The 22608-nt window shown below is 38.0% G+C and carries 20 protein-coding genes and 1 riboswitch; of the genes, 14 read left to right on the top strand and 6 right to left on the bottom strand.

The features are described from left to right. Positions 1–65 precede the first annotated feature (65 nt). From AMS59_RS17455 to AMS59_RS17440, 4 genes are all read left to right on the top strand, one after another. Positions 66–530, top strand: a complete 465-nt coding sequence (locus tag AMS59_RS17455; protein ID WP_053485002.1) for a GNAT family N-acetyltransferase — start codon at positions 66–68, stop codon at positions 528–530. A gap of 91 nt (positions 531–621) precedes the next feature. Beyond that, positions 622–1782, top strand: coding sequence for a cysteine desulfurase family protein (locus AMS59_RS17450; protein WP_053485001.1), 1161 nt, complete (start codon positions 622–624; stop codon positions 1780–1782). Continuing rightward, positions 1779–2987 carry a tRNA uracil 4-sulfurtransferase ThiI gene (gene thiI, locus AMS59_RS17445; protein ID WP_053485000.1) on the top strand — a complete coding sequence of 403 codons (1209 nt, stop codon included), beginning with the start codon at positions 1779–1781 and terminating at the stop codon, positions 2985–2987. Before AMS59_RS17450 ends, thiI begins: the two co-directional genes overlap by 4 nt. Before the next feature lie 152 nt (positions 2988–3139). After that, on the top strand, positions 3140–3358 hold the full coding sequence (locus AMS59_RS17440; RefSeq protein WP_053484999.1) for an alpha/beta-type small acid-soluble spore protein: 219 nt from the start codon (positions 3140–3142) through the stop codon (positions 3356–3358). A 201-nt stretch (positions 3359–3559) separates the two neighbouring features. Here the strand turns inward: AMS59_RS17440 and thiE are convergent, their stop codons facing one another. From thiE to thiM, 3 genes are read right to left on the bottom strand one after another with little or no spacing between them, the layout of a single operon-like run. Further along, positions 3560–4192 (bottom strand): thiamine phosphate synthase, encoded by a 633-nt coding sequence (gene thiE, locus AMS59_RS17435; RefSeq protein WP_053484998.1) that lies wholly within the window; start codon positions 4190–4192, stop codon positions 3560–3562. Next, positions 4182–5006 (bottom strand): bifunctional hydroxymethylpyrimidine kinase/phosphomethylpyrimidine kinase, encoded by an 825-nt coding sequence (gene thiD, locus AMS59_RS17430; protein ID WP_053485119.1) that lies wholly within the window; start codon positions 5004–5006, stop codon positions 4182–4184. The genes thiE and thiD overlap by 11 nt, the downstream gene beginning before the upstream one ends. After that, positions 5006–5761 (bottom strand): hydroxyethylthiazole kinase, encoded by a 756-nt coding sequence (gene thiM / locus AMS59_RS17425; RefSeq protein WP_053484997.1) that lies wholly within the window; start codon positions 5759–5761, stop codon positions 5006–5008. The genes thiD and thiM overlap by 1 nt, the downstream gene beginning before the upstream one ends. An 87-nt stretch (positions 5762–5848) precedes the next feature. Further along, a riboswitch (TPP riboswitch) is annotated at positions 5849–5947 on the bottom strand. 229 nt (positions 5948–6176) lie between these two features. Here thiM and mbcS point away from each other — a divergent pair. From mbcS to AMS59_RS17400, 5 genes are all read left to right on the top strand, one after another. Continuing rightward, positions 6177–7766: an acyl-CoA synthetase MbcS gene (gene mbcS / locus AMS59_RS17420; RefSeq protein ID WP_053484996.1), complete on the top strand. Its 1590-nt coding sequence runs from the start codon at positions 6177–6179 to the stop codon at positions 7764–7766. A 313-nt stretch (positions 7767–8079) separates the two neighbouring features. Further along, the gene (gene sppA, locus AMS59_RS17415) at positions 8080–9093 is read left to right on the top strand and encodes a signal peptide peptidase SppA (RefSeq protein ID WP_053484995.1); all 1014 of its coding nucleotides are present in this window, start codon (positions 8080–8082) and stop codon (positions 9091–9093) included. 12 nt (positions 9094–9105) lie between these two features. Next, positions 9106–9723, top strand: a complete 618-nt coding sequence (locus tag AMS59_RS17410; RefSeq protein WP_053484994.1) for an RDD family protein — start codon at positions 9106–9108, stop codon at positions 9721–9723. A 576-nt stretch (positions 9724–10299) separates the two neighbouring features. Further along, positions 10300–10803 carry a thiol peroxidase gene (gene tpx / locus AMS59_RS17405; protein ID WP_053484993.1) on the top strand — a complete coding sequence of 168 codons (504 nt, stop codon included), beginning with the start codon at positions 10300–10302 and terminating at the stop codon, positions 10801–10803. Positions 10804–10892: 89 nt separating this feature from the next. Next, on the top strand, positions 10893–11822 hold the full coding sequence (locus tag AMS59_RS17400) for a class I SAM-dependent methyltransferase (protein WP_053484992.1): 930 nt from the start codon (positions 10893–10895) through the stop codon (positions 11820–11822). Between the two features lie 46 nt (positions 11823–11868). Here AMS59_RS17400 and AMS59_RS17395 read toward each other — a convergent pair whose 3' ends face one another. Further along, complete coding sequence (locus AMS59_RS17395; protein WP_053484991.1) at positions 11869–12318, bottom strand: universal stress protein; 450 nt, start codon at positions 12316–12318, stop codon at positions 11869–11871. A gap of 405 nt (positions 12319–12723) precedes the next feature. Here AMS59_RS17395 and ald point away from each other — a divergent pair, with 405 nt between their 5' ends. Further along, positions 12724–13839, top strand: a complete 1116-nt coding sequence (ald, locus tag AMS59_RS17390) for an alanine dehydrogenase (protein ID WP_053484990.1) — start codon at positions 12724–12726, stop codon at positions 13837–13839. Positions 13840–14514: 675 nt separating this feature from the next. Here ald and AMS59_RS17385 read toward each other — a convergent pair. Continuing rightward, positions 14515–15603 carry a Xaa-Pro peptidase family protein gene (locus tag AMS59_RS17385; RefSeq protein ID WP_053484989.1) on the bottom strand — a complete coding sequence of 363 codons (1089 nt, stop codon included), beginning with the start codon at positions 15601–15603 and terminating at the stop codon, positions 14515–14517. A 253-nt stretch (positions 15604–15856) separates the two neighbouring features. Here AMS59_RS17385 and AMS59_RS17380 point away from each other — a divergent pair, with 253 nt between their 5' ends. Next, positions 15857–16540 (top strand): metal-dependent hydrolase, encoded by a 684-nt coding sequence (locus AMS59_RS17380; RefSeq protein ID WP_053484988.1) that lies wholly within the window; start codon positions 15857–15859, stop codon positions 16538–16540. 152 nt (positions 16541–16692) lie between these two features. Continuing rightward, the gene (locus AMS59_RS17375) at positions 16693–18000 is read left to right on the top strand and encodes a DRTGG domain-containing protein (RefSeq protein ID WP_053484987.1); all 1308 of its coding nucleotides are present in this window, start codon (positions 16693–16695) and stop codon (positions 17998–18000) included. A gap of 118 nt (positions 18001–18118) precedes the next feature. Here the strand turns inward: AMS59_RS17375 and AMS59_RS17370 are convergent, their stop codons facing one another. Then, positions 18119–18424, bottom strand: a complete 306-nt coding sequence (locus AMS59_RS17370; RefSeq protein WP_053484986.1) for a YtpI family protein — start codon at positions 18422–18424, stop codon at positions 18119–18121. 90 nt (positions 18425–18514) lie between these two features. Here AMS59_RS17370 and AMS59_RS17365 point away from each other — a divergent pair, with 90 nt between their 5' ends. Both AMS59_RS17365 and dnaE read left to right on the top strand, forming a co-directional pair. Next, on the top strand, positions 18515–19459 hold the full coding sequence (locus AMS59_RS17365; RefSeq protein WP_156304706.1) for a bifunctional oligoribonuclease/PAP phosphatase NrnA: 945 nt from the start codon (positions 18515–18517) through the stop codon (positions 19457–19459). A 44-nt stretch (positions 19460–19503) separates the two neighbouring features. Continuing rightward, positions 19504–22587 (top strand): DNA polymerase III subunit alpha, encoded by a 3084-nt coding sequence (gene dnaE / locus AMS59_RS17360; RefSeq protein ID WP_053484984.1) that lies wholly within the window; start codon positions 19504–19506, stop codon positions 22585–22587. Positions 22588–22608: the final 21 nt, after the last annotated feature.

Here is a 22608-nt window from a genome sequence, read left to right as displayed (position 1 = left end):
TGCTCTAAGACAAGCTTCACATTATCCTCATCGTTTAGAGACGATGAAAAATAGAGGTGTTCATCATGCAATTTTATAGTAAGGAAATGAATGAAGTTTATGCGACTGACATTTTAAATTGGAAATATGAAGAACCATATGTTTTTTATAACAATGAACTATGCGACGAATCTCTAAAAGAATTTCTTGAAAATCCGTACTATTCAATTGTCAATGATAAAGAAGAGCTAGTCGGTTTTTTCTGTACAGGAACATCTGCACAAGTACCTAAAGGTCATGACTATGGTGCGTATTTAAACGAGTGCATTGATGTTGGTATAGGGATGAAGCCTGAGCTAACAGGAAAAGGTTATGGTTCAGAATTTTTTTCATTTATCTTAAATCAGCTACAACAAGAAAAACATAGTCCTATTCGTTTAACAGTAGCTACTTTTAATACAAGAGCAATTCACCTTTATGAAAAATTAGGCTTTGAGAAAGTCATGGAATTCACAGCATCAACTGAATTTATAACAATGAAGAAAGATTAAAATTATAATTGTTAAAGTTAGTAGTCAATTGCTGAAGATTGCGTTATGATAAATACCGTTAAATCAACGTTTTGAAAGTGTGTGAATATTAATGGAAGTTAATACAATCTATTTAGACAACAGTGCAACAACAAAACCTTTAAAAGAGGTTATGCAAGCATTTATGGTAGTGAATGAGCAGTTTTATGCCAATCCTGCTTCCATTCATGCAATGGGTGTTGAATCAAACGAATTGTTAATGCGTGCACGTGAGCAAGTAGCAGATATTTTGCATACAGAAGCAAAAAATGTGCTATTTACATCAGGTGGTACTGAATCCAATAACACGGCTATATTTGGTTTAGCACGAAGCAATACACATAAAGGAAATCATATTTTAACAACTGAAATTGAGCATCCATCTGTTCTAGAATCTGTTAAGCAACTTGAGCAAGAGGGTTTTGATGTAGAATACTTGCAAGCAGACAAAAATGGAGTCGTTTCTTTAGAGGAGCTTCGCACAAAAGTGCGCAACGATACCATTTTAGTAAGTATGATGCATGTAAATAATGAAATGGGTGCTATCCAACCAATTTTTGAAGCTGCGAAAATTATTCATGAATCGAGTCGAGCAGCTTTTCACGTTGATGCTGTACAAAGCTTTGGAAAGTTACCGATATCATTTAACGATGATGAGGGACCAGATTGTATTTCAATTTCTGGCCATAAAATTCACGGCTTTAAAGGTTCAGGGGTACTAGCATTCCGTAAAAAAATGACATGGCAGCCGTATGCACTTGGTGGAGGACAGGAGTTTGGTTTACGTAGTGGAACGGTAGCTGTACCGCAAGCCGTAGCCTTATCCAAAGCAGCCCGAATAGCAGTCGAGACGATGAATGACCGTGCAAAAAAATACCGTCAATGGTATGAAGAAATATGCACGCAATTACGTGGATATGGGGATGTAGTGCATATTTTATCAACGCCACAAGGAGCGGCACATATTTTATCTTTTAGTATTCGTGATTTAAAAGGTGAAGTCATTATCAATGCATTGCAAAAACGCAATGTAATTGTCTCGACATCGAGTGCATGTTCATCGAAACAGACAAAAACAAGCCATGTTGTTGAAGCTCTAAATATCGATGAGCACTTTAAAAAGGGTGTTATTCGTATAAGTTTTGGTGCTCATGTAACAAATGAAGATATAGTAAAGTTTAAACAAGTATTAGATGAAGTATTGATGGAACTTAAAGGAGAATTTAAATCATGATTTGGAAAGAAATTTTAATTCGATATGGAGAGCTTTCTACAAAAGGTCGTAACAAGATGGATTTTATTCGTCGCTTACGAGAGAACATTCGTCATGCGTTTGCGGATTTAGGACATTTACACATTCGTACAGAGCGCGATCGTATGTTTATTGCCATTCAAAATGAAGCACAAATGGACGTGCTATTAAAAGGATTACCTAAAATTTTTGGTATCCAATCATTTAGTCCAGTGGCAGCATGTGAAAAAGACCTCGAGTCCATGAAAAAACTGGCAGTAACAATTATGGATACATTTAAAAATGAGCAGCTTACTTTTAAAGTAGAAGTAAAGCGTACTGATAAAACATTTCCGTTAGAATCACATGCCATTCAACGCGAAATTGGTGGTTATGTATTACCACAATATCAAAATTTATCGGTAAAGGTGAAGAAGCCTGATATCGAACTTCGTGTAGAGGTGCGTCATGATGCAACATATATGATGGCACAAGTTATTCCAGGTGCAGGTGGAATGCCTGTAGGCTCTAATGGTAAATCTTTATTAATGCTTTCTGGTGGTATAGATAGTCCTGTCGCTGGTTATTTAATGATGAAACGAGGAGTGCGCTTAGAGGCGATTCACTTCTTTAGCCCACCGTACACAAGCCAAAATTCATTGGAAAAAGTAAAGGTGCTTGCAAATGAATTAACGAAATTTGGAGCTAATATCCGTTTACATGTAATTCCTTTCACTGAAATTCAAGTTCTTATTAAAGAAAAAGTACCTTCAAATGTATCAATGACAACAACTCGTCGTATGATGCTAAAAGTTGCTGACAAAGTCCGTGAAGAAATCGGTGCACTAGCAATCGTTACAGGTGAAAGTCTTGGACAAGTAGCGAGTCAAACTCTTGAAAGTCTAACAGCTATTAATGCCGTAACGAACACACCAATTTTACGTCCATTAATCTCGTCAGATAAATTAGAAATTATCGATATTGCAGAGAAAATAGGCACATACGAAACGTCTATCCAGCCTTTTGAAGACTGCTGTACAATTTTTACTCCAGCAAGTCCAAAAACAAAGCCAAAGCTTGAAAAGGTTGAGCATTATGAAAGCTTCTCGGATTTTGATGAACTAATCGAACGAGCAGTGAAAAACCGTGAAGTCTATATTTTCCCGAAAAAAGAGCAAGAAGCCGATAAATTTGCAGATCTTCTATAGAAGAAACTTGCGATTTCTTATGCTAACGAGCCGACTCAAAAATCTTGAGTCGGCTTTTTTGTTCATTTCCTTTACAGGTACAATTTACCGATATAATTTTTGTATTAAAAATCTAATAACGCACATTCTATATTCACAAGGAGGTGAGACACATGGCAAACAACACAAACCGCAGTTCAAACCAGCTTGCAGTACCAGGAGTACAACAAGCGCTTGATCAAATGAAATACGAAATTGCACAAGAATTTGGTGTTCAATTAGGAGCTGACGCTTCAGCTCGTGCTAACGGTTCCGTTGGCGGTGAAATCACTAAACGTCTTGTACAAATGGCAGAATCTCAATTAAAAGGCATGCCAAACAGCAACCAATAATTGCTTAATCAGCAATGATTAAAATTAAAACCAGTGGCCGTAAAAGGCACTGGTTTTAGTTTGTTTAAATTGTTTATTTTTTATCCCGTATTAATTTATCTGTATCGAAAGAGAAGTGTCAGGTTCAATTATAGGTGGGGCTAACTGCCCGTAAAAACCCGATTGGTGGGGTAAAGACGCCCCACTGATTAAAGTTTCACTTTATCCTACAAATGATTTAAATGTAGAGACTGTTTTAGAAATATCCTCACTTTGGCAAATGGCAGAAATAATTGCTATTCCATCCGCACCAGCTTGAAATACCGTATGAGCATTTGAGCAGTTTATGCCTCCAATTGCAACGATAGGGAGCTCCGGATACTGGCTCCGAACTTGCTGTAAAAAATCAGTTCCACTAGGTGGTCTGGCGTCGCTTTTAGAAGTGGTTGAAAAAATTGGACCAATTCCTACATAATCAGCACCATATTGTAGAGCAGTTTGTAATTCAGCTTGTGAATGAACAGAAACGCCTAAAATCATGTTGCCAATTTTTTTACGTACTATAGACACAGGAAAATCCTCTTGTCCAATATGAACACCATCCGCTCTAAGTTTTATAGCTAACTCTACATCATCATTGACGATAAACGGAACATTATACTGTTGACAGAGCTTTTGACATTTGCGAGCAAAATTTTCATAGGCTTCCCCAGTTAGTGTATTTGGCCCTTTTTCACGATATTGAAACATGGTAACTCCAGATTGGAGAGCTTTCTCTAAAACGTTTATTGGCTCCTGGTTTAAAACATTACCTGTACCCATAATAAAATATAGCTGTAGATCGTCACGTTTCATGAATGATTACCTCGCAAGTATCCTTATAGTTTTGATAGGCAAAATGATTTGTTGGACCATGGCCATTACCAATAAATAAATCATGCGTTATTGCTAATTGAATAAATTTTTTAGCTTCCTCAATCGCTTCTTTTAAAGGTAGTCCACGACCAAGAAAAGCAGTTAATGCAGCGGAAAACGTACAGCCTGTACCATGCGTATTTTTTGTTGCAATACGAGTGGACTGCATGGAAAATGACCGACCATCCTGAAAAAATACATAATCAGTAGCATAACATTTATCCTCTAAATGTCCGCCTTTAATAATGACGCATTGAACGCCCATTTGTAATAAGACTTGAGCTGCTTCTTTAATATCTGTTAAAGAATTGATTTTCCTTCCAGAAAGAGTTTCGGCTTCAGGAATATTCGGTGTTACAATTGTTGCTAAAGGTAGTAAATAACTACGTAATGCCTCAATTGCTTCTTGCTGTAATAAGCTTTCGCCACCTTTTGCAATCATGACAGGATCTACAATAAGCGGAATTTTCACTTCGGCTAAAATCTGTGCAATTGATTGAATTATTTCAGAGGAAAACAGCATTCCGGTTTTAACAGCACGAATTGAAAAATCTTCGACTAGCGCTATAAGTTGTTTTTCAACAAAACTAACATCAATTGGTAAGACATCCGATACACCAAGTGTGTTTTGGGCCGTTAAAGCTGTAATGACCGACGTTCCAAACACCTCTAATTCCTGAAATGTTTTTAAATCAGCCTGTATGCCTGCACCACCACCGCTATCTGAACCAGCAATTGTCGTTACAATTTGCATCATTCTTCACCATCCTTGGAAAGAAGATGCAGTTCATTCAATACTGCAATTTGAAAATCGCCAATGTATTGAGTAGAAGAAGCTGCTTGCTCTGCAACTTTTTTATAAAGCGATAATGTTTCTGCCAGTTGGTCAAAGGGTTTATTTCCAATGGCGAAGGATGCACAACAAATTGCACTCAATAAGCAACCTGTTCCAGTAACCTCTGTCATTTGAGAATTTCCACCTGTAACCCATTGCTGATGTTCGCCATCAGTAATAAAATCCTTTTCACCGGTCACAATCACAATACAATTGTAGAGTTGAGCCACTTGCTGTGCCTCATGTTCTAAAGAAATGGAACCACTACCACTATCTACGCCTTTTTGTTGCCATTCTATATTGGCAATAGCTGCAAGCTCTCCAATATTACAACGAATAGCCGCAAATTTTATTTCCTTCAGTAATTGCTGTACTGTTTGTTTCCGGTATGTTGTTGCACCTGCAGCAACAGGATCTAATATAACAGGAAGGCCAAGAGCATTTGCTTTTTTTCCTGCAAGTAACATCGAATCCTTCATTCGTTCATTAAGGGTACCAATATTTATCAATAAACCTGAGGCAATTGCGACCATTTCTTCAACCTCATGACTGTCATCAGCCATGACTGGAGAAGCACCTATTGCTAATAAGCCATTTGCTTGAAAATTAGCCACAACATAATTAGTAATGCAATGAATTAGTGGATTTTGTTTACGGATAGTATGAAATACCAATTTAAGTCCTCCTTGTTGGATGGACGTAAGCGTGCAAAAAAAGCTCTTTTTCGTGTAAAAAAACACGTAAAAGAGCCTTTCATCAGTAATTAGATGTGTATTGCTCCCTACGTCAGTATTAACTAACAGGTTCAAAGGGTCAGGTTTTACCTTCTCAACTCTAAATGAGTCCCCCTGCAATCATGCTTTTAGTTATCCAAAATGTACCATATTATTCATTCGTGTTCAATAGGGAGTTTTTTCTTCATTGCGAAAACTACACTAAACCTAAGTCGACATTGATAGCATCCATACATGACTGATGCCATATTGCAAAGCATGATAGTTGTCACGACTTTAATGAATTGGAGTGAATTCCATTGAAAATGATAAAAATTGAGTTTTATAATGAGCGTAACAAAAGGGGGCAATTGCCATGAACAGAGAAGATTTAATCGCACCAGAATGGTATAACATTTCAGAGGAAATTGAAAAATATGCACAGGATTCTACAAAAAATGCATTAGTAGTTTATAACGAAGATGAGGAAATTCAGTACTTAACATATCAAGCATTACTTGAAAAGGCGAATCAGGCAGCACATGTATTTACATCTCAAGGTTTAAAAAAAGGTGATGTTATTTTGGTCATGGTGCCAAGATCAGTTGAAGCGTATATCGTCTATATTGCCGCCTTAAAGGCAGGTTTAACCATTATCCCTAGTTCGGAAATGCTGAGAACTAAGGATATTGAATATCGAATCAATCATGCAGATGCAAAAGGCGTTGTTGCATTTGAGCCTTATATTGAACAATTCGATAATGTGGGAAATTTACAAGAAATACAACAATTTGTCATTGGACATGCACATGAACCTTGGCAGCCGTTGCTTGAAAAAATGCAAAATCAACCTACGACTTACATAAGTTCTACACCGACTAAGAGTACAGACATTGCATTTTTAGCTTATACGAGTGGTACAACGGGCAATCCAAAGGCAGCAGTTCATACACATAGTTGGGGTTATGCGCACTTACGAACTACTGCACCAAATTGGTTAGGTGTCCAAGAAGGTGACATTGTTTGGGCTACAGCAGCTCCTGGCTGGCAAAAGTGGATTTGGAGCCCGTTCCTTGCTACTTTAGGAAGTGGTGCGACAGCATTTGTTTACAAAGGTCACTTTGATGCGGCAACATATCTTACATTGCTTGAAAAATTCAATATTAATATTCTGTGTTGCACGCCAACCGAATATCGATTTATGGCGGGGCTTGAAAATTTACGAGATTTCAATTTAAGTACAATACGTCAGGCTGTGTCAGCGGGTGAACCTTTAAATAGTGAAGTGATAAAATTATTTTCTGAGGTCTTTAATTTACAAGTACGAGATGGTTATGGACAAACAGAGAATACATTACTTGTTGGTACAATGGTAGGGATGGAGGCTAAAATGGGCTCAATGGGTAAACCAACTCCGGGTAATACTGTTGAAATTATCAATGATTTTGGAAATCCTACTGCAATTGGAGAAGTTGGGGATATTGCTGTACACTGTGAAACACCCGCATTATTTAAAAAATATTTAAACGATCCTGAACGTACAAATTTACAATTTAGAGGCGAATGGTATATTACTGGAGATCGTGCATATAAAGATGAAGATGGCTATTTTTGGTTTGAAGGGCGTGGGGATGATGTCATTATTTCGTCTGGCTATACGATTGGACCATTTGAGGTAGAAGATGCGTTATTGAAGCATCCAGCAGTAAAAGAAACTGCCGTTGTCGCGAGTCCAGATGAAGTTCGTGGAAATATAGTAAAGGCATTTGTTGTGCTCTCTGATGGAGAAGTTGGTGATGAAGCGCTTATTAAAAAACTACAAAGCCATGTAAAAACTTTAACAGCCCCTTATAAATATCCTCGTGCAATTGAGTTTGTTACTGAGCTACCAAAGACTGCATCAGGCAAAATTCGTCGTGTCGAATTACGTGAACAAGAAAAAATCCATTCTATCATTCCTCGTTAATTTCCTAGGAAATAATGTCGAAAATCAAAGTTCCTGCTTTATTTATGAACTTTGATTTTTTTTATGAAATTAGGTAATGTATTATAGGTTGAATAGGTTAAAGCGATAGTATTGGCTCATCACCTAAAGTTTGGGATGACATTTGTTAACTTTCTATGCGGCAGCTCGCCAAGCGGCACATCAGACGCCCTATAGAAAGCGCCCCGTTGGAACAGAGGTTAACTTTAGTTATGGTGATAAGACCGTATTATGGCAATAAGTATGAAACAAATTAGGATATCAATCGTATAACGTTATGAGGAGGCGGAAAGATATGAATGGTAAAAGGTGGGCCGCTTTAATAATTGCAGGTGTACTATTAGTATTTTCATTAGGAATCAACACTGTTTTTGCAATATTTAAATCGGATTTCTTTAGCAATTTTGATAGCTTGGTAGCTGGAAACGACTTGACAGTAATGGAAGAGGTTAAAGAAAGTGGCAATATGGATAAACGTATTGCATACTTAAAGGTCGATGGTACGATTCAAGATGTTGGCTCAAGTACTTTATGGCAACCAGTTTCTTATGATCATCAATTTTTATTAAATCAATTAGATAATATTTTATATGATGAGACTGTTGAAGGTATCGTTTTAAGTGTTAATTCACCAGGTGGCGGTGTAAAGGAATCAGCAGAAATCTATAAAAAACTTTTGAAAATTAAAGAAGAGCGACAAATTCCAATCTATGTTTCTATGGATTCGATGGCAGCTTCAGGTGGTTATTACATTTCAGCACCTGCAGATAAAATATTTGCGCAACGTGATACAATTACAGGTTCGATTGGTGTCATTATGCAATCTATTAATTATCAGGCGTTAGCAGAAAAAGTTGGTATTAAATATGAAACGTTTAAATCTGGTGTACATAAAGATATGCTTAGCCCAATGCGTGAAGTGACACCGGAAGAGCGTGCTATGATGCAAGACATGATTAATGAAACTTATCAGGAATTCGTTAATATTGTGGCAAAAGGGCGTAATATGTCTGAAGCCGATGTGAAAAAAGTTGCCGATGGTCGAATTCTTAGTGGTAAGAAGGCTCTTGAAGCGGGCTTAGTAGATGAGATTGGCGATGAGGAAGCTACAATTGCTGCACTACGTAAAGACTTTGGTTTAGAGGACGCAGAATTATTTGAGTATACATATGATGTGGGCGGCTGGCAATCATATGTTGGGATGAAAATTGGATCAATGTTTGGTCCCTCAGCAGAGGAAAAAATGCTAATGAAAATTATGGCAGATTATAAAGCGCCAAAAATGATGTACTTATATGGCGAAAACTAAGGAGGGAGTACAATGACAAACAATGAAATTGTTATGCAAGGTTCACCCTCTATGGAGAATGCCTTCCTAATTGATAAGCCAAATACGAATAAAAATTATGCGTTAAAAACGGCAGGCTTTTGGATACGTTTTTGGGCATTTTTATTAGATGGATTCGTTATTACAGCTTTATGTGGAATTCTCGTTAACCCAATTTTTTATTTTATGGATTGGTCATTATCGGAAACAGTGTGGTATGCACCAATTTCAATTATATCTGCAATTCTCTATTACAGTTATTTCGTATTAATGACGAAGTTTTTTGGGCAAACATTAGGGAAAATGATATTTGGATTACGTGTTATTTCTTTAAAACATGAGAAGCTGACTTGGTCAGATGTGTTATTCCGTGATTGGATAGGGCGGATCATTAACAGCATTTTTATGCCACTCTATATTCTTGTAGGCGTTTTACCAAACAATCAAGGTCTACATGATTTTTTTGCGGATACAACAGTCGTTCATGAAAAAGTTTATATTGAAAAAGATATTGTGCAACCATCTTTGCCAATCAAAGAGGAAAAGACTGAATCTGTACCTCTAGTTGAAAAACTAGAACCTGAAAAGCTAGAGGAAAAAAACGAAGAATAATGGCTAGAGCTGTCTCATTACTTAGAGACAGCTCTTTGCTTTTACGGTGATAGTGGTGATTAATGGAGCTAGTGGGATTAGCGTCACAGATGAAACCATGGAAAGGCTAAAACCATCACGTCCTGTGATAACGCCTTCGTGACCGACATCGTGTTGTTGTCGCTTCGCTTTCGCACAGAAAACATTTGCTGCTGTCGCTACGTTAGCACTACGCTATCGCGCAAAAAACATCTGTTGCTGTCGCTACGCTTTCGCACAGAAAACATTTGCTGCTGTCGCTACGTTAGCACTACGCTTTCGCACAGAAAACATTTGTTGCTGTCGCTACGCTTTCGCACAAAAAACATCTGTTGGCCCAAGCTGCTCATCGGGACACCCTAGGGAAGCGCCCAGCCGGAACAGAAATCAACTCTACATTATGGTTATGAGCTTGGAAAATGATGCAATTTTAAGCAAACATGGATGAACAGTTTCGAAAGGATTTTTTCGAAACTATTTTTAGTAAGCTGTCTTAGTTGCAATTAATTCCCTCCATTTAGTAATATTATGTACATATGAAGATTAGGAGGCGTTTATATGGCACAAGTAACATTTAAAAATGGCCCAGTAACACTTGTAGGTAACGAAGTAAAAGTTGGAGACAAAGCACCAGACTTTACTGTATTAGCGAATGATTTATCACCTGTTACATTAAAAGATTCAGAGGGGAAAATTCGTTTATTTAGCGTTGTACCATCATTAGATACTGGTGTTTGTGATGCACAAACACGTCGTTTTAACGAAGAAGCAGCAAACTTAGGTGACAATGTCATTATCTATACGGTATCTGTTGACCTTCCATTTGCTCAAAAACGTTGGTGTGGTGCAGCAGGTATTGATGCTGTTCAAACAGTTTCAGATCACCGTGACCTTTCATTTGGTGAAGCATACGGTGTCTACATCCAAGAATTACGCCTTCTAACGCGTGCGGTGTTTGTTGTGGATGCAAATGATAAAGTGACATATGTGGAATATGTTCCTGAAGCAACAGACCATCCAAACTATGAAGCGGCAATTGCAGCTGTCAAAGCACTAGCATAATTTATTGATTTTAGGCTAAGATATTACTAGACAAAGGGGCTGTGACAAGTTTTTGTCACGGCTCTTTTCTGCTTGAAAGGAAGTTGTGTATGGAAAATATCGAAAAGTTATTTGGTATGCTAAATGAACATGCTGAAAAGATAGAAAAAGAACATAATATTACATTGCTAGAGGGTATTTTAGATGGCTTAGAGGCATGGCTAGATGGGGAAGTTGATTTTTCCCAAGACGGTGCTACAAAGGAAGATGTGCGCAAAGCGATTCAAATTGCTGTTTTAAAGGGGATGCGAAAAGGATCTCAGCCGAATCACCAAATGACACCTGATACTCTAGGGTTATTAGTTGGTTATTTTGTGGAACAACTATTTGCAGAGCGTCTAGAAACAGAAAAAATTTCTATTTTAGATCCAGCGGTAGGTACAGGGAATTTACTATTAACAGTTATGAATTTATTAGACGGAAAAATAGAAGCAACAGGTGTAGAGGTTGATGAGCTACTTATTCGTATAGCTGCTGCTACAGCTGAATTGACAGAGCAGCCAGTTTCCTTATTCCGTCAAGATGCTTTACAAGATTTATTAGTAAATCCTGCAGATGCTGTTGTTTGTGATTTACCAGTCGGATATTATCCGAATGAAGATGTCGCATTAGATTATGAATTATGCGCTTCAGAAGGAATGAGTTATGCACATCACTTATTTATTGAGCAGTCCATTAACTACACGAAGGATGGGGGCTACTTATTTTTCCTTGCACCAACCCATCTCTTTGAATCTGAGCAGTCGAAACAACTGCATAAATACATTCAAAAGCATGCTTGGATTCAAGCGATTATTCAATTGCCAGATACAATGTTCGCCAATAAAGCACTTGAAAAGAGCATTGTCATTTTACAAAAGCAAGGTAAGGAATTCAAAGCTCCAAAAGAGGTGCTGTTAGCAAAAGTACCAAATATGCAAAATAAACAAGCTCTTGCTATGTTCTTTGAAAAAGTGAAGATGTGGCAAGAAGGGAAATAAGTAAAAAAAGGTATCCAAAGTTGGATACCTTTTATGTAATACACAATTAATTTTCAGGTGTACGGATTACAAGTACGTCACATTTAGCTGAACGTACAATTGCTTCAGATACTGAACCAATTAGGAAGCGTTCTACTGCATTTAGACCAGTTGCACCACAGATGATTAAGTCTGCGTCTACAATTTTAGAAAGCTCTTTTGTAATGATATTTTTTGGTGAGCCGTATTCAATTACAAGGTTAACATTTGTTAAGCCTGCTTCTTCAGCTTGTTTTTTGTAACCATTTAATAGCTCCTCAGAGAATGCTTGAGCACGCTCAGCAATTGAACGGTCGTATGCTTCGATTGCAGCGAATGAACGTGTGTCAATAACATTTACTAAGTTTAATACAGCACCTTCGTTACGTTTTGCTACGTCAATCGATTTACGGAAAGCGTATTCAGCTTCCTTTGAACCGTCTACTGCAACTACAATGCTTTTATATTTATTAGCCATTTGAATTACCTCCCTGATTTGTATATGTTGATTATACCAAATGATTTTCTAAAGGAAATACTTTCCGGAAGAAAAAATGTGAAAAAGTAAAGGCATTTAATTCACAACAAAATAAATATTACATATTTTTTGTTACTACGTAGTAATCTCCAGGAATCCCTTTTTACCGATCGATGACCACCTTATATATTCCAAATAAAAACATGCCTGTTGGAAAATTACCACGCCATTCCAGTTTGAATATTTTGTGTTATTGGAATATTATTAATTTTATATATTGTTATTTTATTTAAAGCATTTTTTGTTTATGTTTGGTAATATGGAAGTGCAAGGGGTGCATCAATACATCGAAGAGTATGTAACAAAATGTGCTTATTTTTTAGGTAATGGAAGGGGATAGGGAAGATGAAGATTGGTATTCCAAAAGAGATTAAAAACAATGAAAATCGTGTAGCCATGACACCAGCAGGGGTTGTGACATTAACAAATGCAGGCCATGAAGTGTACATTGAAACTGGAGCAGGTTTAGGTTCAAGCTTCACAGATGCAGACTACGTTGCTGCAGGTGCTCATATTGTTGAGGCGGCAAAAGAAGCATGGGCGCAAGAAATGATCATGAAAGTAAAGGAACCCGTAGCATCAGAATACGATTACTTCTATAAAGGTCAAATCTTATTTACTTATTTACATTTAGCGCCAGAGCTTGAATTAACGCAGGCACTTTTAAATAAAAAAGTTGTAGGCATTGCATATGAAACGGTGCAATTAGCAAATGGTTCTTTACCTCTGTTAACACCAATGAGTGAAGTTGCTGGTAAAATGGCAACACAAATTGGTGCACAATTCTTAGAGAAAAATCATGAAGGTAAAGGTATTCTACTAGGCGGCGTATCAGGTGTACCACGCGGTAAAGTTACAGTGATTGGTGGCGGTATAGCTGGAACAAATGCGGCGAAAATAGCTGTCGGAATGGGTGCTGATGTAACGGTTATTGATTTAAGCCCAGAGCGTTTACGTCAATTAGAAGATTTGTTTGGCCGTGATGTGCAAACATTAATGTCCAATCCTTATAATATTGCAGAATCAGTAAAAAACTCAGATCTAGTAGTTGGGGCAGTTTTAATTCCTGGAGCTAAAGCACCAAAGCTTGTTTCTGAGGAAATGATTCAGTCAATGCAACCAGGTTCTGTCGTAGTCGATATCGCTATTGACCAAGGCGGTATTTTTGAGTCATCTGATCGAGTGACGACACATGATGATCCAACTTATGTAAAGCATGGAGTTGTGCATTATGCAGTAGCAAATATGCCAGGAGCTGTACCACGTACATCAACAATAGCTTTAACAAATAATACAATTCCTTATGCACTTCAAATTGCTAATAAGGGTTATAGACAAGCATGTGTTGATAACGCTGCATTGAAAAAGGGTGTTAATACTATAGAGGGACATCTTGTTTACAAGGCCGTTGCAGATTCTCAAGGTTTGCCATATGTAAATGTTGATGAATTAATTCAATAAGTAAAATAACAAAAGGAAGCACCGTGTTTATGGTTGCTTCCTTTTATGTTGTTGAAAACTATTCCTCTTTGCAAAATAAGGAGTGATTTCCGTTCCAGGCTACTCGCTTTCCTGTGGGCGAGCGTCGAGCCGCTTCCTCCGCTGCGCTCCGTGCAGGGTCTCGCCTGTCTCGCTTTCCCACGGGAGTCGAGTAGCCTTCCACTCCAATCGGCGATAGTGTATAACTTCTATCCATTTTAAAAGTGAACACTATGACGACTTATAACAGGGACGTAATTGTACACCTGTAGTTGCTAATGCTTCGCTTTCACACAAAAAAACATCTTGTGCTGCAGCTACGTTAGCACTGCGCTTTCGAACATAAAAAAATTGGTGCTGTCGCTACGCTTTCGCACAAAAAATATTTGCTCTAGTTTTTTATAACTATAAATTAGAGTGCCCTGCCAGAAGATACACACTATGTGAAGTAGTTGATTGGAGTGGAGACTGGGCGACTCCTTGGGGATCAGCGTCACAGATGAGACCCTGCAGCGCAGCGAAGCGGCTCATCGGACGCCCCCAGGAAAGCGCCCAGTTGGAACGGAAATCAACCCCTCGTTTTGCCGAAAGCTATACTTTACACTAAAAAAGGAAGCATCATGTTGGTTGCTTCCTTTTCTATATGCTTCAATAAACTTATAGTACAATCAAATCTTTCGGGAATTTTGTTAGTACTTCTACTCCGTCTTTTGTTACGACTACATCATCTTCAATACGGACACCAGTCACATCAGATTTATAGATACCTGGTTCAATTGTGAAGACCATGCCTTCCTCCATAGTCATTTCATTTGCACCTGTAACAGATGGGAATTCATGTACAGAAATGCCAAGTCCATGACCAAGTCGGTGTGTGAAGTATTCGCCATAGCCTGCGTCAGTAATAGTATCGCGAGCAATTTTATCTAAATCCATTGCACGTACACCTGGTTTTACTGCTGCAATTGCATTTGTGTTAGCAGATAGTACTGCGTTGTAGATTGCCTTTTGTGCCTCACTAGGTTCACCAAAGGCAACTGTACGTGTAATATCAGAGCAATAGCCATCGAAAATTACGCCGAGGTCGAATAACACCATATCGCCCTTTTCGATTTTGCGAGCACCGGGAGTACCGTGTGGAGAGGCTGATTTTGGACCACTTAATACCATTGTCTCAAAGGACATCTTACAGCCTTTATCTTGAATAGCATTTTCTATTGCTGTTAAGATTTCCATTTCTGTTTTGCCTTCAGCGATTTCTTTACAGCCGATTTCAATAGCATAGTCAGCTAGTTCTGCAGCTTTACGTAATTTTTCTAATTCATTTTCATCTTTAATTACTCGCATAGCATTGATTTTTTCGTCGATACGGACAAAACTTGCCTGCGGGAATGATTGTTGTAGGGCTTCTAACCGCTCTACAATGAGTTGAGCTTTTTCAATAGCAAACGTTTGTGGGTTAACATTTCGAGCTTTTATCGCTTGTGCAAGAACTTCCATTGAATTTTCAGTATCTTGGTGACCGATGACTTCATATGACCAACCAGCAGCCTTCGCATCTGGGATCTCCATTTGTGGACAAATTAAAAAAGGATCTGCCTCTTTAAAAATCATTACGCCTAGTAATCTCTCATGTGGATTACTTTTAAAGCCTGAAACGTAAAAAACATTGTCTGGAGTTGTGACGAAAGCGGCATCAATTTGATTTTGTTGTAAATAGTTTTGAATTTCTTCAACTTTTGACATAAACAATTCCTCCTCTTATTGTATTGAAAAATTTTCACGTGCTCGGCGGCAATAATAGCCTACACGATGAGGCTTCGACCTTTGAGGAATCTATAACTCGAATTCGAAGCTTCATTTTTGTACGAATGAATAATTGTCTCCTAACAGGTGAGGCTATTATTCTCTGTACAGCATATCAAAAAAAGGGGAAAATCGCATGGATAGCGAATAAAAATAGATGTAGCACAATATGTACTGCTGGGAGGAAACTTATATGGAAATTAGTTATCATGGACATTCTGTTGTCAAAATTCAATCAAATGGGAAAACGATATTGATAGATCCATTCATTAATGGAAATGGGCAAACAGATTTAAAGGTTGCTGATGAAGCACCAGATATTATTTTACTTACACATGGCCATAATGATCATGTCGGTGATACAGTGGAGCTTGCAAAGAAAAAAGATGCACTCGTCATTGCACCGAATGAGCTAGCCAATTGGATTTCTTGGCAAGGAGTGAAAACGCATCCAATGCATATAGGGGGAGCCAAGGAATTCGATTTTGGTAAAGTGAAGTTTACTCAAGCCTTCCACGGTTCGTCCTATGTAACTGAAAATAATGAAATTATTTATATGGGAATGCCTTCTGGAATTTTATTATTTATCGAAGGATTAACAATTTATCATGCAGGGGATACAGCTTTGTTTAGTGATATGAAATTAATAGGGGAACGCCATCCTATTGATGTTGCGTTTGTACCGATTGGTGACAATTTCACGATGGGCCCAGAAGATGCAGCTTGTGCAGTTTCATTTCTGAAGCCGAAAATTGTCGTACCAATTCATTACAATACATTCCCACCAATCGAGCAGGATCCACAAAATTTTGCAGATTTAGTGCAAAATGCAGAGGTTCAAATTTTAAAAGCGGGTGAAAAAGTAAACTGTTCTTAATCAGTGACACTGCTGTACTATATGAGTTGGCACCACGCGCGTAGTTGAAACGATGGGAAAAGTAAAACAAATTGATCACTTTATATTAAATATTTTAATGAAAAATATGGTACACTAAGAGCAGAATTGATGCTTGAGAAATAGGTGATATTTTGTCTACAAAACATGAGAGAATTTTACAATACATCGAATCACTACCCGTAGGTGATAAAATTTCAGTACGTCAAATTGCAAAGGAAATGCAGGTGAGTGAAGGAACGGCATACCGTGCCATTAAAGAAGCGGAAAATCGTCGTTTAGTAAGCTCTATTGAACGTGTTGGAACAATTCGAATTGAGAAGAAAAAGAAAGAAAATATTGAGCGATTAACTTTCGCTGAAATAGTTAACATTGTAGACGGCCAAGTTTTAGGTGGCAAAACAGGTCTACATAAAACGTTGACGAAATTTGTGATTGGTGCCATGCAATTAGAAGATATGATGCGTTATACAGACGCAGGAAGCTTGCTCATCGTTGGTAACCGTATTAAAGCACATGAAAATGCACTGCGAGCTGGGGCAGCTGTTTTAATTACAGGGGGCTTTGATACATCGGAGGAAAACAAGTTACTCGCAGATTCCTTGGACCTACCAATCATTTCAACAAGCTATGATACCTTTACTGTGGCAACAATGATTAATCGTGCAATTTATGACCAATTAATCAAAAAAGATATTTTATTTATTGAAGATATTTATGTACCGATGACGGAAACTTCTGTTCTCCGAAATGATGAAACAATTCATCATTTCCAAAAGCTAAATGAACGAACAACTCATGGTGCATTTCCTGTTGTTACTGCAAACAATAAACTTGTTGGGATGATTACAGTAAAAGATGCTATTGGTCGAGAAGAAAACGAGCTCATTGATAAGGTTATGACGAAAAATCCAATTGCTGGATCGATGAAAATGAGTGTTGCTTCTGCAGGACATCGTATGATTTGGGAAGGGATTGACCTGTTACCAATTGTCGATGATGACAATATTTTGCAAGGTGTCATTAGTCGACAAGATGTATTAAAAGCGCTTCAGCTTGCTCAAAGACAACCACAGCATGGTGAAACGATTGATGATCTAGTGAAAAACGAGATGAAAGTGCTTGGCGATGAAGAATTAATCGTAGATTTTAAAGTGACACCTCAAATGACAAACCAATATGGGGCAATTTCTTATGGAGCATTTACAACTTTGTTAGCGGAAGTTGGCTCATTCGCATTAAAGCGCCGTAAACGTGGGGATGCAGTTGCCGAAAACATGACGATTTATTTCATCAAGCCTGTGCAAATGGAAAGTACACTTACTGTAAAGCCTCGGATATTAGACATGAGTCGTAAGTTTGTGAAGATGGACTTCGAAGTGTTTAATCAACAAATGCTTGTTGGGAAGGCAATGATGATGTTCCAACTACTGGAACGTTAAGAAAATACAAAAAAGGGATGGTCTAGGGTAAATGCTAGACCATCCCTTTCACTTCTTCATCGGGTGTCCAAACACCCGCCGATACCAGACGCAATTATGCCGAGGCATAATTGATTATTTATTGGTTAATTCGGTACTCCTCTTCAACAAATTGACCGTAGTGACGAACCCTTTTAATATTTTCGATCACAACAAAGATGCCTAAAACGACAAGAATTGCTACAATAATAAATGTATATAACCCAGGGAATAAATAGGCTTGGTTTAAACCAAATAACAGAATAAATGCACCGAAACTTACATTAGCTTTACTTTTGTACCAATTTTTAGCGATTGGTAATGAAGAGCGGAACTGTTTTGTTTTAAAATAAAAATAAAAAACAAATGATATGATTATTGCAAACACAAATATTAAATTGAGCATAGTAAACCTCCTAGCATAACTAGTCATTATTGTAACGATTATTTAAGAAAAATGCTAACGGTTATTACTATCATATTGGGGGAAATTAATTTGAAAAGACAAATCATCGACACAATTGCTTCATATGAAACAATCATTATTCATCGCCATGTGCGTCCAGATCCTGACGCTTATGGATCTCAGCAAGGGTTAAAAGAGCTTATTTTAGCAAACTATCCGGAAAAGAAGGTTTTTGCTGTAGGTGAGCATGATGAATCTTTATCATTTTTAGCAAATCCAGATCGCATTACAGACGATATATACGACAATGCTTTAGTTATTGTGACAGATACGGCAAATACTGAACGTGTAGACGATCAACGCTATACAAAGGGTAAAATGGTCATTAAAATAGATCATCACCCAAATGATGATCCGTATGGTGATTTACTGTGGGTGGATACGAATGCGAGCTCTTGTAGTGAAATGATTTATGAGCTTTTTGAGGAAGGAAAACAAGTAGCAAACTGGATTCTATCTGATGCCTCAGCAAGATTATTATTTGCTGGTATTGTAGGGGATACAGGACGTTTCCAATTCCCTAGCACGACCGTAAAAACGTTTAAAATTGCAGGAGAGCTTATTACATATAATTTTGATCGAAATCAAATTTTCGATGGAATGTATGAAATGGAGCAAAAGCTATTAAATTTACAGGGCTATATGTATCAAAATTTCAAAATGGATGAGTATGGAGCAGCACATATCAAGCTGACAAAGGAATTGCTAGCAGAATTCAATGTTGAACCGTCAGAGGCGTCCCTGTTAGTTGGCTGTCTTGGAAGTGTGAAAGGTATTTGTGCATGGGTGGTCTTCATTGAAGAGGCCGATCAAATTCGTGTGCGTTTACGCTCAAAAGGCCCTATTATTAACACTTTGGCGAAAGAATTTAATGGTGGTGGACATCCGCTTGCTTCTGGAGCTACAGCATACTCATGGGAAGAAGCAGATCGTGTTATAACTAGATTACAGGAAATTTGTAAGGCATATCAATAAACCGGTTGCTTTATTGATTGAAACTTAGAAAGGAAGGGTTTCATTTGACACATGTATACACGAAAATGCATACGAGCGCGGATATATTGAAAAGTACGATTCGGCTTGAACAATTGATCCCTTTTTTACAAGAGCAAAATACGCAGGCCTGTGCAATCGTCAATTCAAAATTGTACGGGCTTTTGCCTTTTTGTAAAGCATTGCAGCAAGCGAATATTCATGCTGTATTAGGGCTCACGATCAATGTTCAGTGGCAAGAAAGAAAGGTTCCACTTGTGCTGTATGCTCAGACACAAGAAGGTTACCAACATCTATTAAAGATTAGTAGTGCTGTTTCGATTAGAGAGGATGATGCACTTCCATGGAAATGGCTTGAAGGATATGCAGCGGGCTGTGTGGCATTACTTTCTTCGGATGATTTAATAGAAATTGAGGATTGGTTTGAAGTAGCAAGTGCTCTAAACAAGGTATTTGGTAAACATTTATTTATGGGTATAGCAAGACCTGCAGGAATGATAACTGAAAAAGAAGATTCGTATGTAGCATGGTGTGAAACTATGAACATAACGATGGTTGCCTCTCAGAGCTGCTATTTTTTACGTCCAGAAGATCATTTTGCCTTTGAGGTTGCAAGAGCAATAGATTCAGGTGAAAAGCTTACCGATACAATGCTATCAGCCCATTTACAAGGTTATTTCGCTCCCACGGAAGAGGAATGGCGAAGTTGGTTTGCGGATCATCCAGAATGGCTTGAGTCTAGTGCAACGATGCTAGCTAGCTGTATGGCGGAAATTCCTGAAATGCACGTACAAATGCCTAAATTTCCTGTGCCAACAGGTGAAACAGCCGAAAGCTTGCTCGTTAAAGAGACTTTTGCAGGATTAGCAGAACGTTTAAAGCAAACAGAAATTCCTCAAGTTTATCGGGAGCGACTTCAATACGAGCTTGAAATTATTTGTTCAATGGGCTATGCAGATTATTTTTTAATTGTTGCAGATTTTATGCATTTTGCTAAAGAAAATCGTATTTTAACAGGCCCAGGTCGTGGTTCATCAGCTAGTTCTCTTGTGGCTTATAGCTTATCCATTACACAAGTAGATCCATTAGCTTACGGCTTATTATTTGAACGCTTTTTAAACCCTGAACGTGTCACACTGCCAGATATAGATATCGATTTTGTCGACAGTAAAAGACAAAGAGTCATCCAATATGTTACTCAAAAATATGGAAAGGCAAATGTGGCGCAAATTATTACGTTTGGCACTTTATCTGCTAAGGCAGTTGCTAGAGATGTTGCTCGTGTTTTTGGTTTTGACGCTGAAACGTTGGAGAAAATCTCAAAAATGATTCCAAATAAACCTGGAATAACATTGCAAAAAGCAGTAGCCGAATCACAAGGCTTACAAGGCTGGTTAGCTGAGGATGAAAAACATCGTCGTTGGTTTGAGGTGGCGTTAAAACTTGAAGGGTTACCAAGAAATTCTTCCACTCATGCGGCAGGAATTGTGCTGTCACCCTCACCATTAGTCAATACGATACCGATTGAAGAGGGACATGACGGAATATATTGTACGCAATGGCCAATGGGGGATGTAGAAGCTTGTGGCCTTGTCAAAATGGATTTTTTAGGTTTGCGCAATCTGACAATATTAGAGCAGGTACGATGGTCCATTTATAAAGCAGGTGGCCCATGGATAGAGTTTGAGCTTATTCCGATGCAAGATGAAAAGACATTTCAGCTGCTTCAAAAGGGAGATACATTAGGCATTTTTCAATTAGAATCTGAAGGTATGAAGCAAGCTTTAAGGGATATACATCCAACCAATTTTTTAGATATAGTGGCAATCAATGCCTTGTATCGTCCTGGTCCGATGGATTTTATTCCTGTATATGCAAGACGAAAAGCAGGTAGGGAATCGGTTACTATGCCACATCCAGCTTTAGAGCCCATTTTACGGGAGACATTTGGTGTCATAGTTTATCAAGAGCAGATCATGCAAATTGCTTCGGTGATGGCTGGTTTTACGATGGGACAAGCGGATTTATTGCGCCGAGCGGTAAGTAAAAAAAATCGTCAAATTTTAGAGGAGCAACGTACTGCATTTGTCAATGGAGCAATGCAGCAAGGCTTTGACATTCGAGTGGCTGAAGAAGTGTATGCATTAATTGTACGTTTTGCAGACTATGGTTTCCCTAAAAGCCATGCTGTCGCATACAGTGTTATTTCCTATCAAATGGCATATTTAAAGGCACACTTCCCACTAAGTTTTTATGCAGCACTATTATCCAATGCAACAGGTAATGTGGAAAAAATTCAGCAGTTTGTGAGTGAGGCAAAAGAGAAAGGGATTCCGTTTTACCCACCTTCATTAAAACATAGTACGAAATTTTTTACGGTTGAAAAGGATGGAGTTCGCTATAGCTTATCTGGAATAAAGGGTGTACCCTATACATTTATAGAGACAGTTAATGCCTTACGCCAAACGAATACAGAAGCATTTGATAATTTATTTGATTTGGCAGTTGCCTTAAGTGCACAGCATTTTAAACCAAAAATAATGGAGTCTTTAATTTTCGCTGGGGCTCTCGATTATATAGGGAAAGATCGTGCTGTCCTAATAGCAACATTGGAGGCAGCCTTAAAGCATGCTGAACTGCTGAGACCAACTGAGGATATTGATATAGCATCGGCTACTGCTTTTAGTTTTGGTAAGCCAAAATATATGGAAGTAGAAGAGATGTCCCAAAAGGAAAAATTACTGCGTGAGAAGGAAAGTCTTGGATTTTATATATCAGCACATCCGGTTTCAGAGGAAAGAGCTTTTTGGAATGAAGTAAATAGTACGTGCCGAGAGTTAAAGCATGCTCGTGAGGGAACGTATGTGAAAATGATTGGCATCATAGAAGAAGTAAAAAAAATACGCACAAAAAAAGGTGAGCAAATGGCCTTTGTTCAGCTTCAGGATGAGTTTGGAACGGTATCTGTAACCTTATTCCCACAGGTTTTTCATCTTGTTCAAGAGCTGTTACTAGAAGATGAATTGCTTTATATTGAGGGAACGCTTGAAAGGCGCTTTGGTAAACCACAAGTGAAAGTAAAACATGCACAAACGACGAAAAAAATATGAAATTGAAGAAGATTTTAGAAA

The sequence above is a fragment of the Lysinibacillus sp. FJAT-14745 genome, from assembly GCF_001275675.1.
GTDB lineage: Bacteria > Bacillota > Bacilli > Bacillales_A > Planococcaceae > Lysinibacillus.
The sequence above is the reverse complement of the archived record's forward strand: the minus strand, read 5'-3'. Positions and strand labels throughout refer to the sequence as shown.

Excerpts from the sequence above, each read along its gene's own strand:
- AMS59_RS17455 (WP_053485002.1), top strand. The coding sequence starts at position 66 with ATGCAATTTTATAGTAAGGAAATGAATGAAGTTTATGCGACTGACATT.
- AMS59_RS17385 (WP_053484989.1), bottom strand. The coding sequence starts at position 15,603 with ATGTCAAAAGTTGAAGAAATTCAAAACTATTTACAACAAAATCAAATT.
- ald (WP_053484990.1), top strand. The coding sequence starts at position 12,724 with ATGAAGATTGGTATTCCAAAAGAGATTAAAAACAATGAAAATCGTGTA.
- mbcS (WP_053484996.1), top strand. The coding sequence starts at position 6,177 with ATGAACAGAGAAGATTTAATCGCACCAGAATGGTATAACATTTCAGAG.
- AMS59_RS17395 (WP_053484991.1), bottom strand. The coding sequence starts at position 12,318 with ATGGCTAATAAATATAAAAGCATTGTAGTTGCAGTAGACGGTTCAAAG.
- AMS59_RS17440 (WP_053484999.1), top strand. The coding sequence starts at position 3,140 with ATGGCAAACAACACAAACCGCAGTTCAAACCAGCTTGCAGTACCAGGA.
- sppA (WP_053484995.1), top strand. The coding sequence starts at position 8,080 with ATGAATGGTAAAAGGTGGGCCGCTTTAATAATTGCAGGTGTACTATTA.
- thiD (WP_053485119.1), bottom strand. The coding sequence starts at position 5,006 with ATGCAAATTGTAACGACAATTGCTGGTTCAGATAGCGGTGGTGGTGCA.
- tpx (WP_053484993.1), top strand. The coding sequence starts at position 10,300 with ATGGCACAAGTAACATTTAAAAATGGCCCAGTAACACTTGTAGGTAAC.
- AMS59_RS17380 (WP_053484988.1), top strand. The coding sequence starts at position 15,857 with ATGGAAATTAGTTATCATGGACATTCTGTTGTCAAAATTCAATCAAAT.
- AMS59_RS17370 (WP_053484986.1), bottom strand. The coding sequence starts at position 18,424 with ATGCTCAATTTAATATTTGTGTTTGCAATAATCATATCATTTGTTTTT.
- thiE (WP_053484998.1), bottom strand. The coding sequence starts at position 4,192 with ATGAAACGTGACGATCTACAGCTATATTTTATTATGGGTACAGGTAAT.
- AMS59_RS17400 (WP_053484992.1), top strand. The coding sequence starts at position 10,893 with ATGGAAAATATCGAAAAGTTATTTGGTATGCTAAATGAACATGCTGAA.
- AMS59_RS17410 (WP_053484994.1), top strand. The coding sequence starts at position 9,106 with ATGACAAACAATGAAATTGTTATGCAAGGTTCACCCTCTATGGAGAAT.
- thiI (WP_053485000.1), top strand. The coding sequence starts at position 1,779 with ATGATTTGGAAAGAAATTTTAATTCGATATGGAGAGCTTTCTACAAAA.
- AMS59_RS17450 (WP_053485001.1), top strand. The coding sequence starts at position 622 with ATGGAAGTTAATACAATCTATTTAGACAACAGTGCAACAACAAAACCT.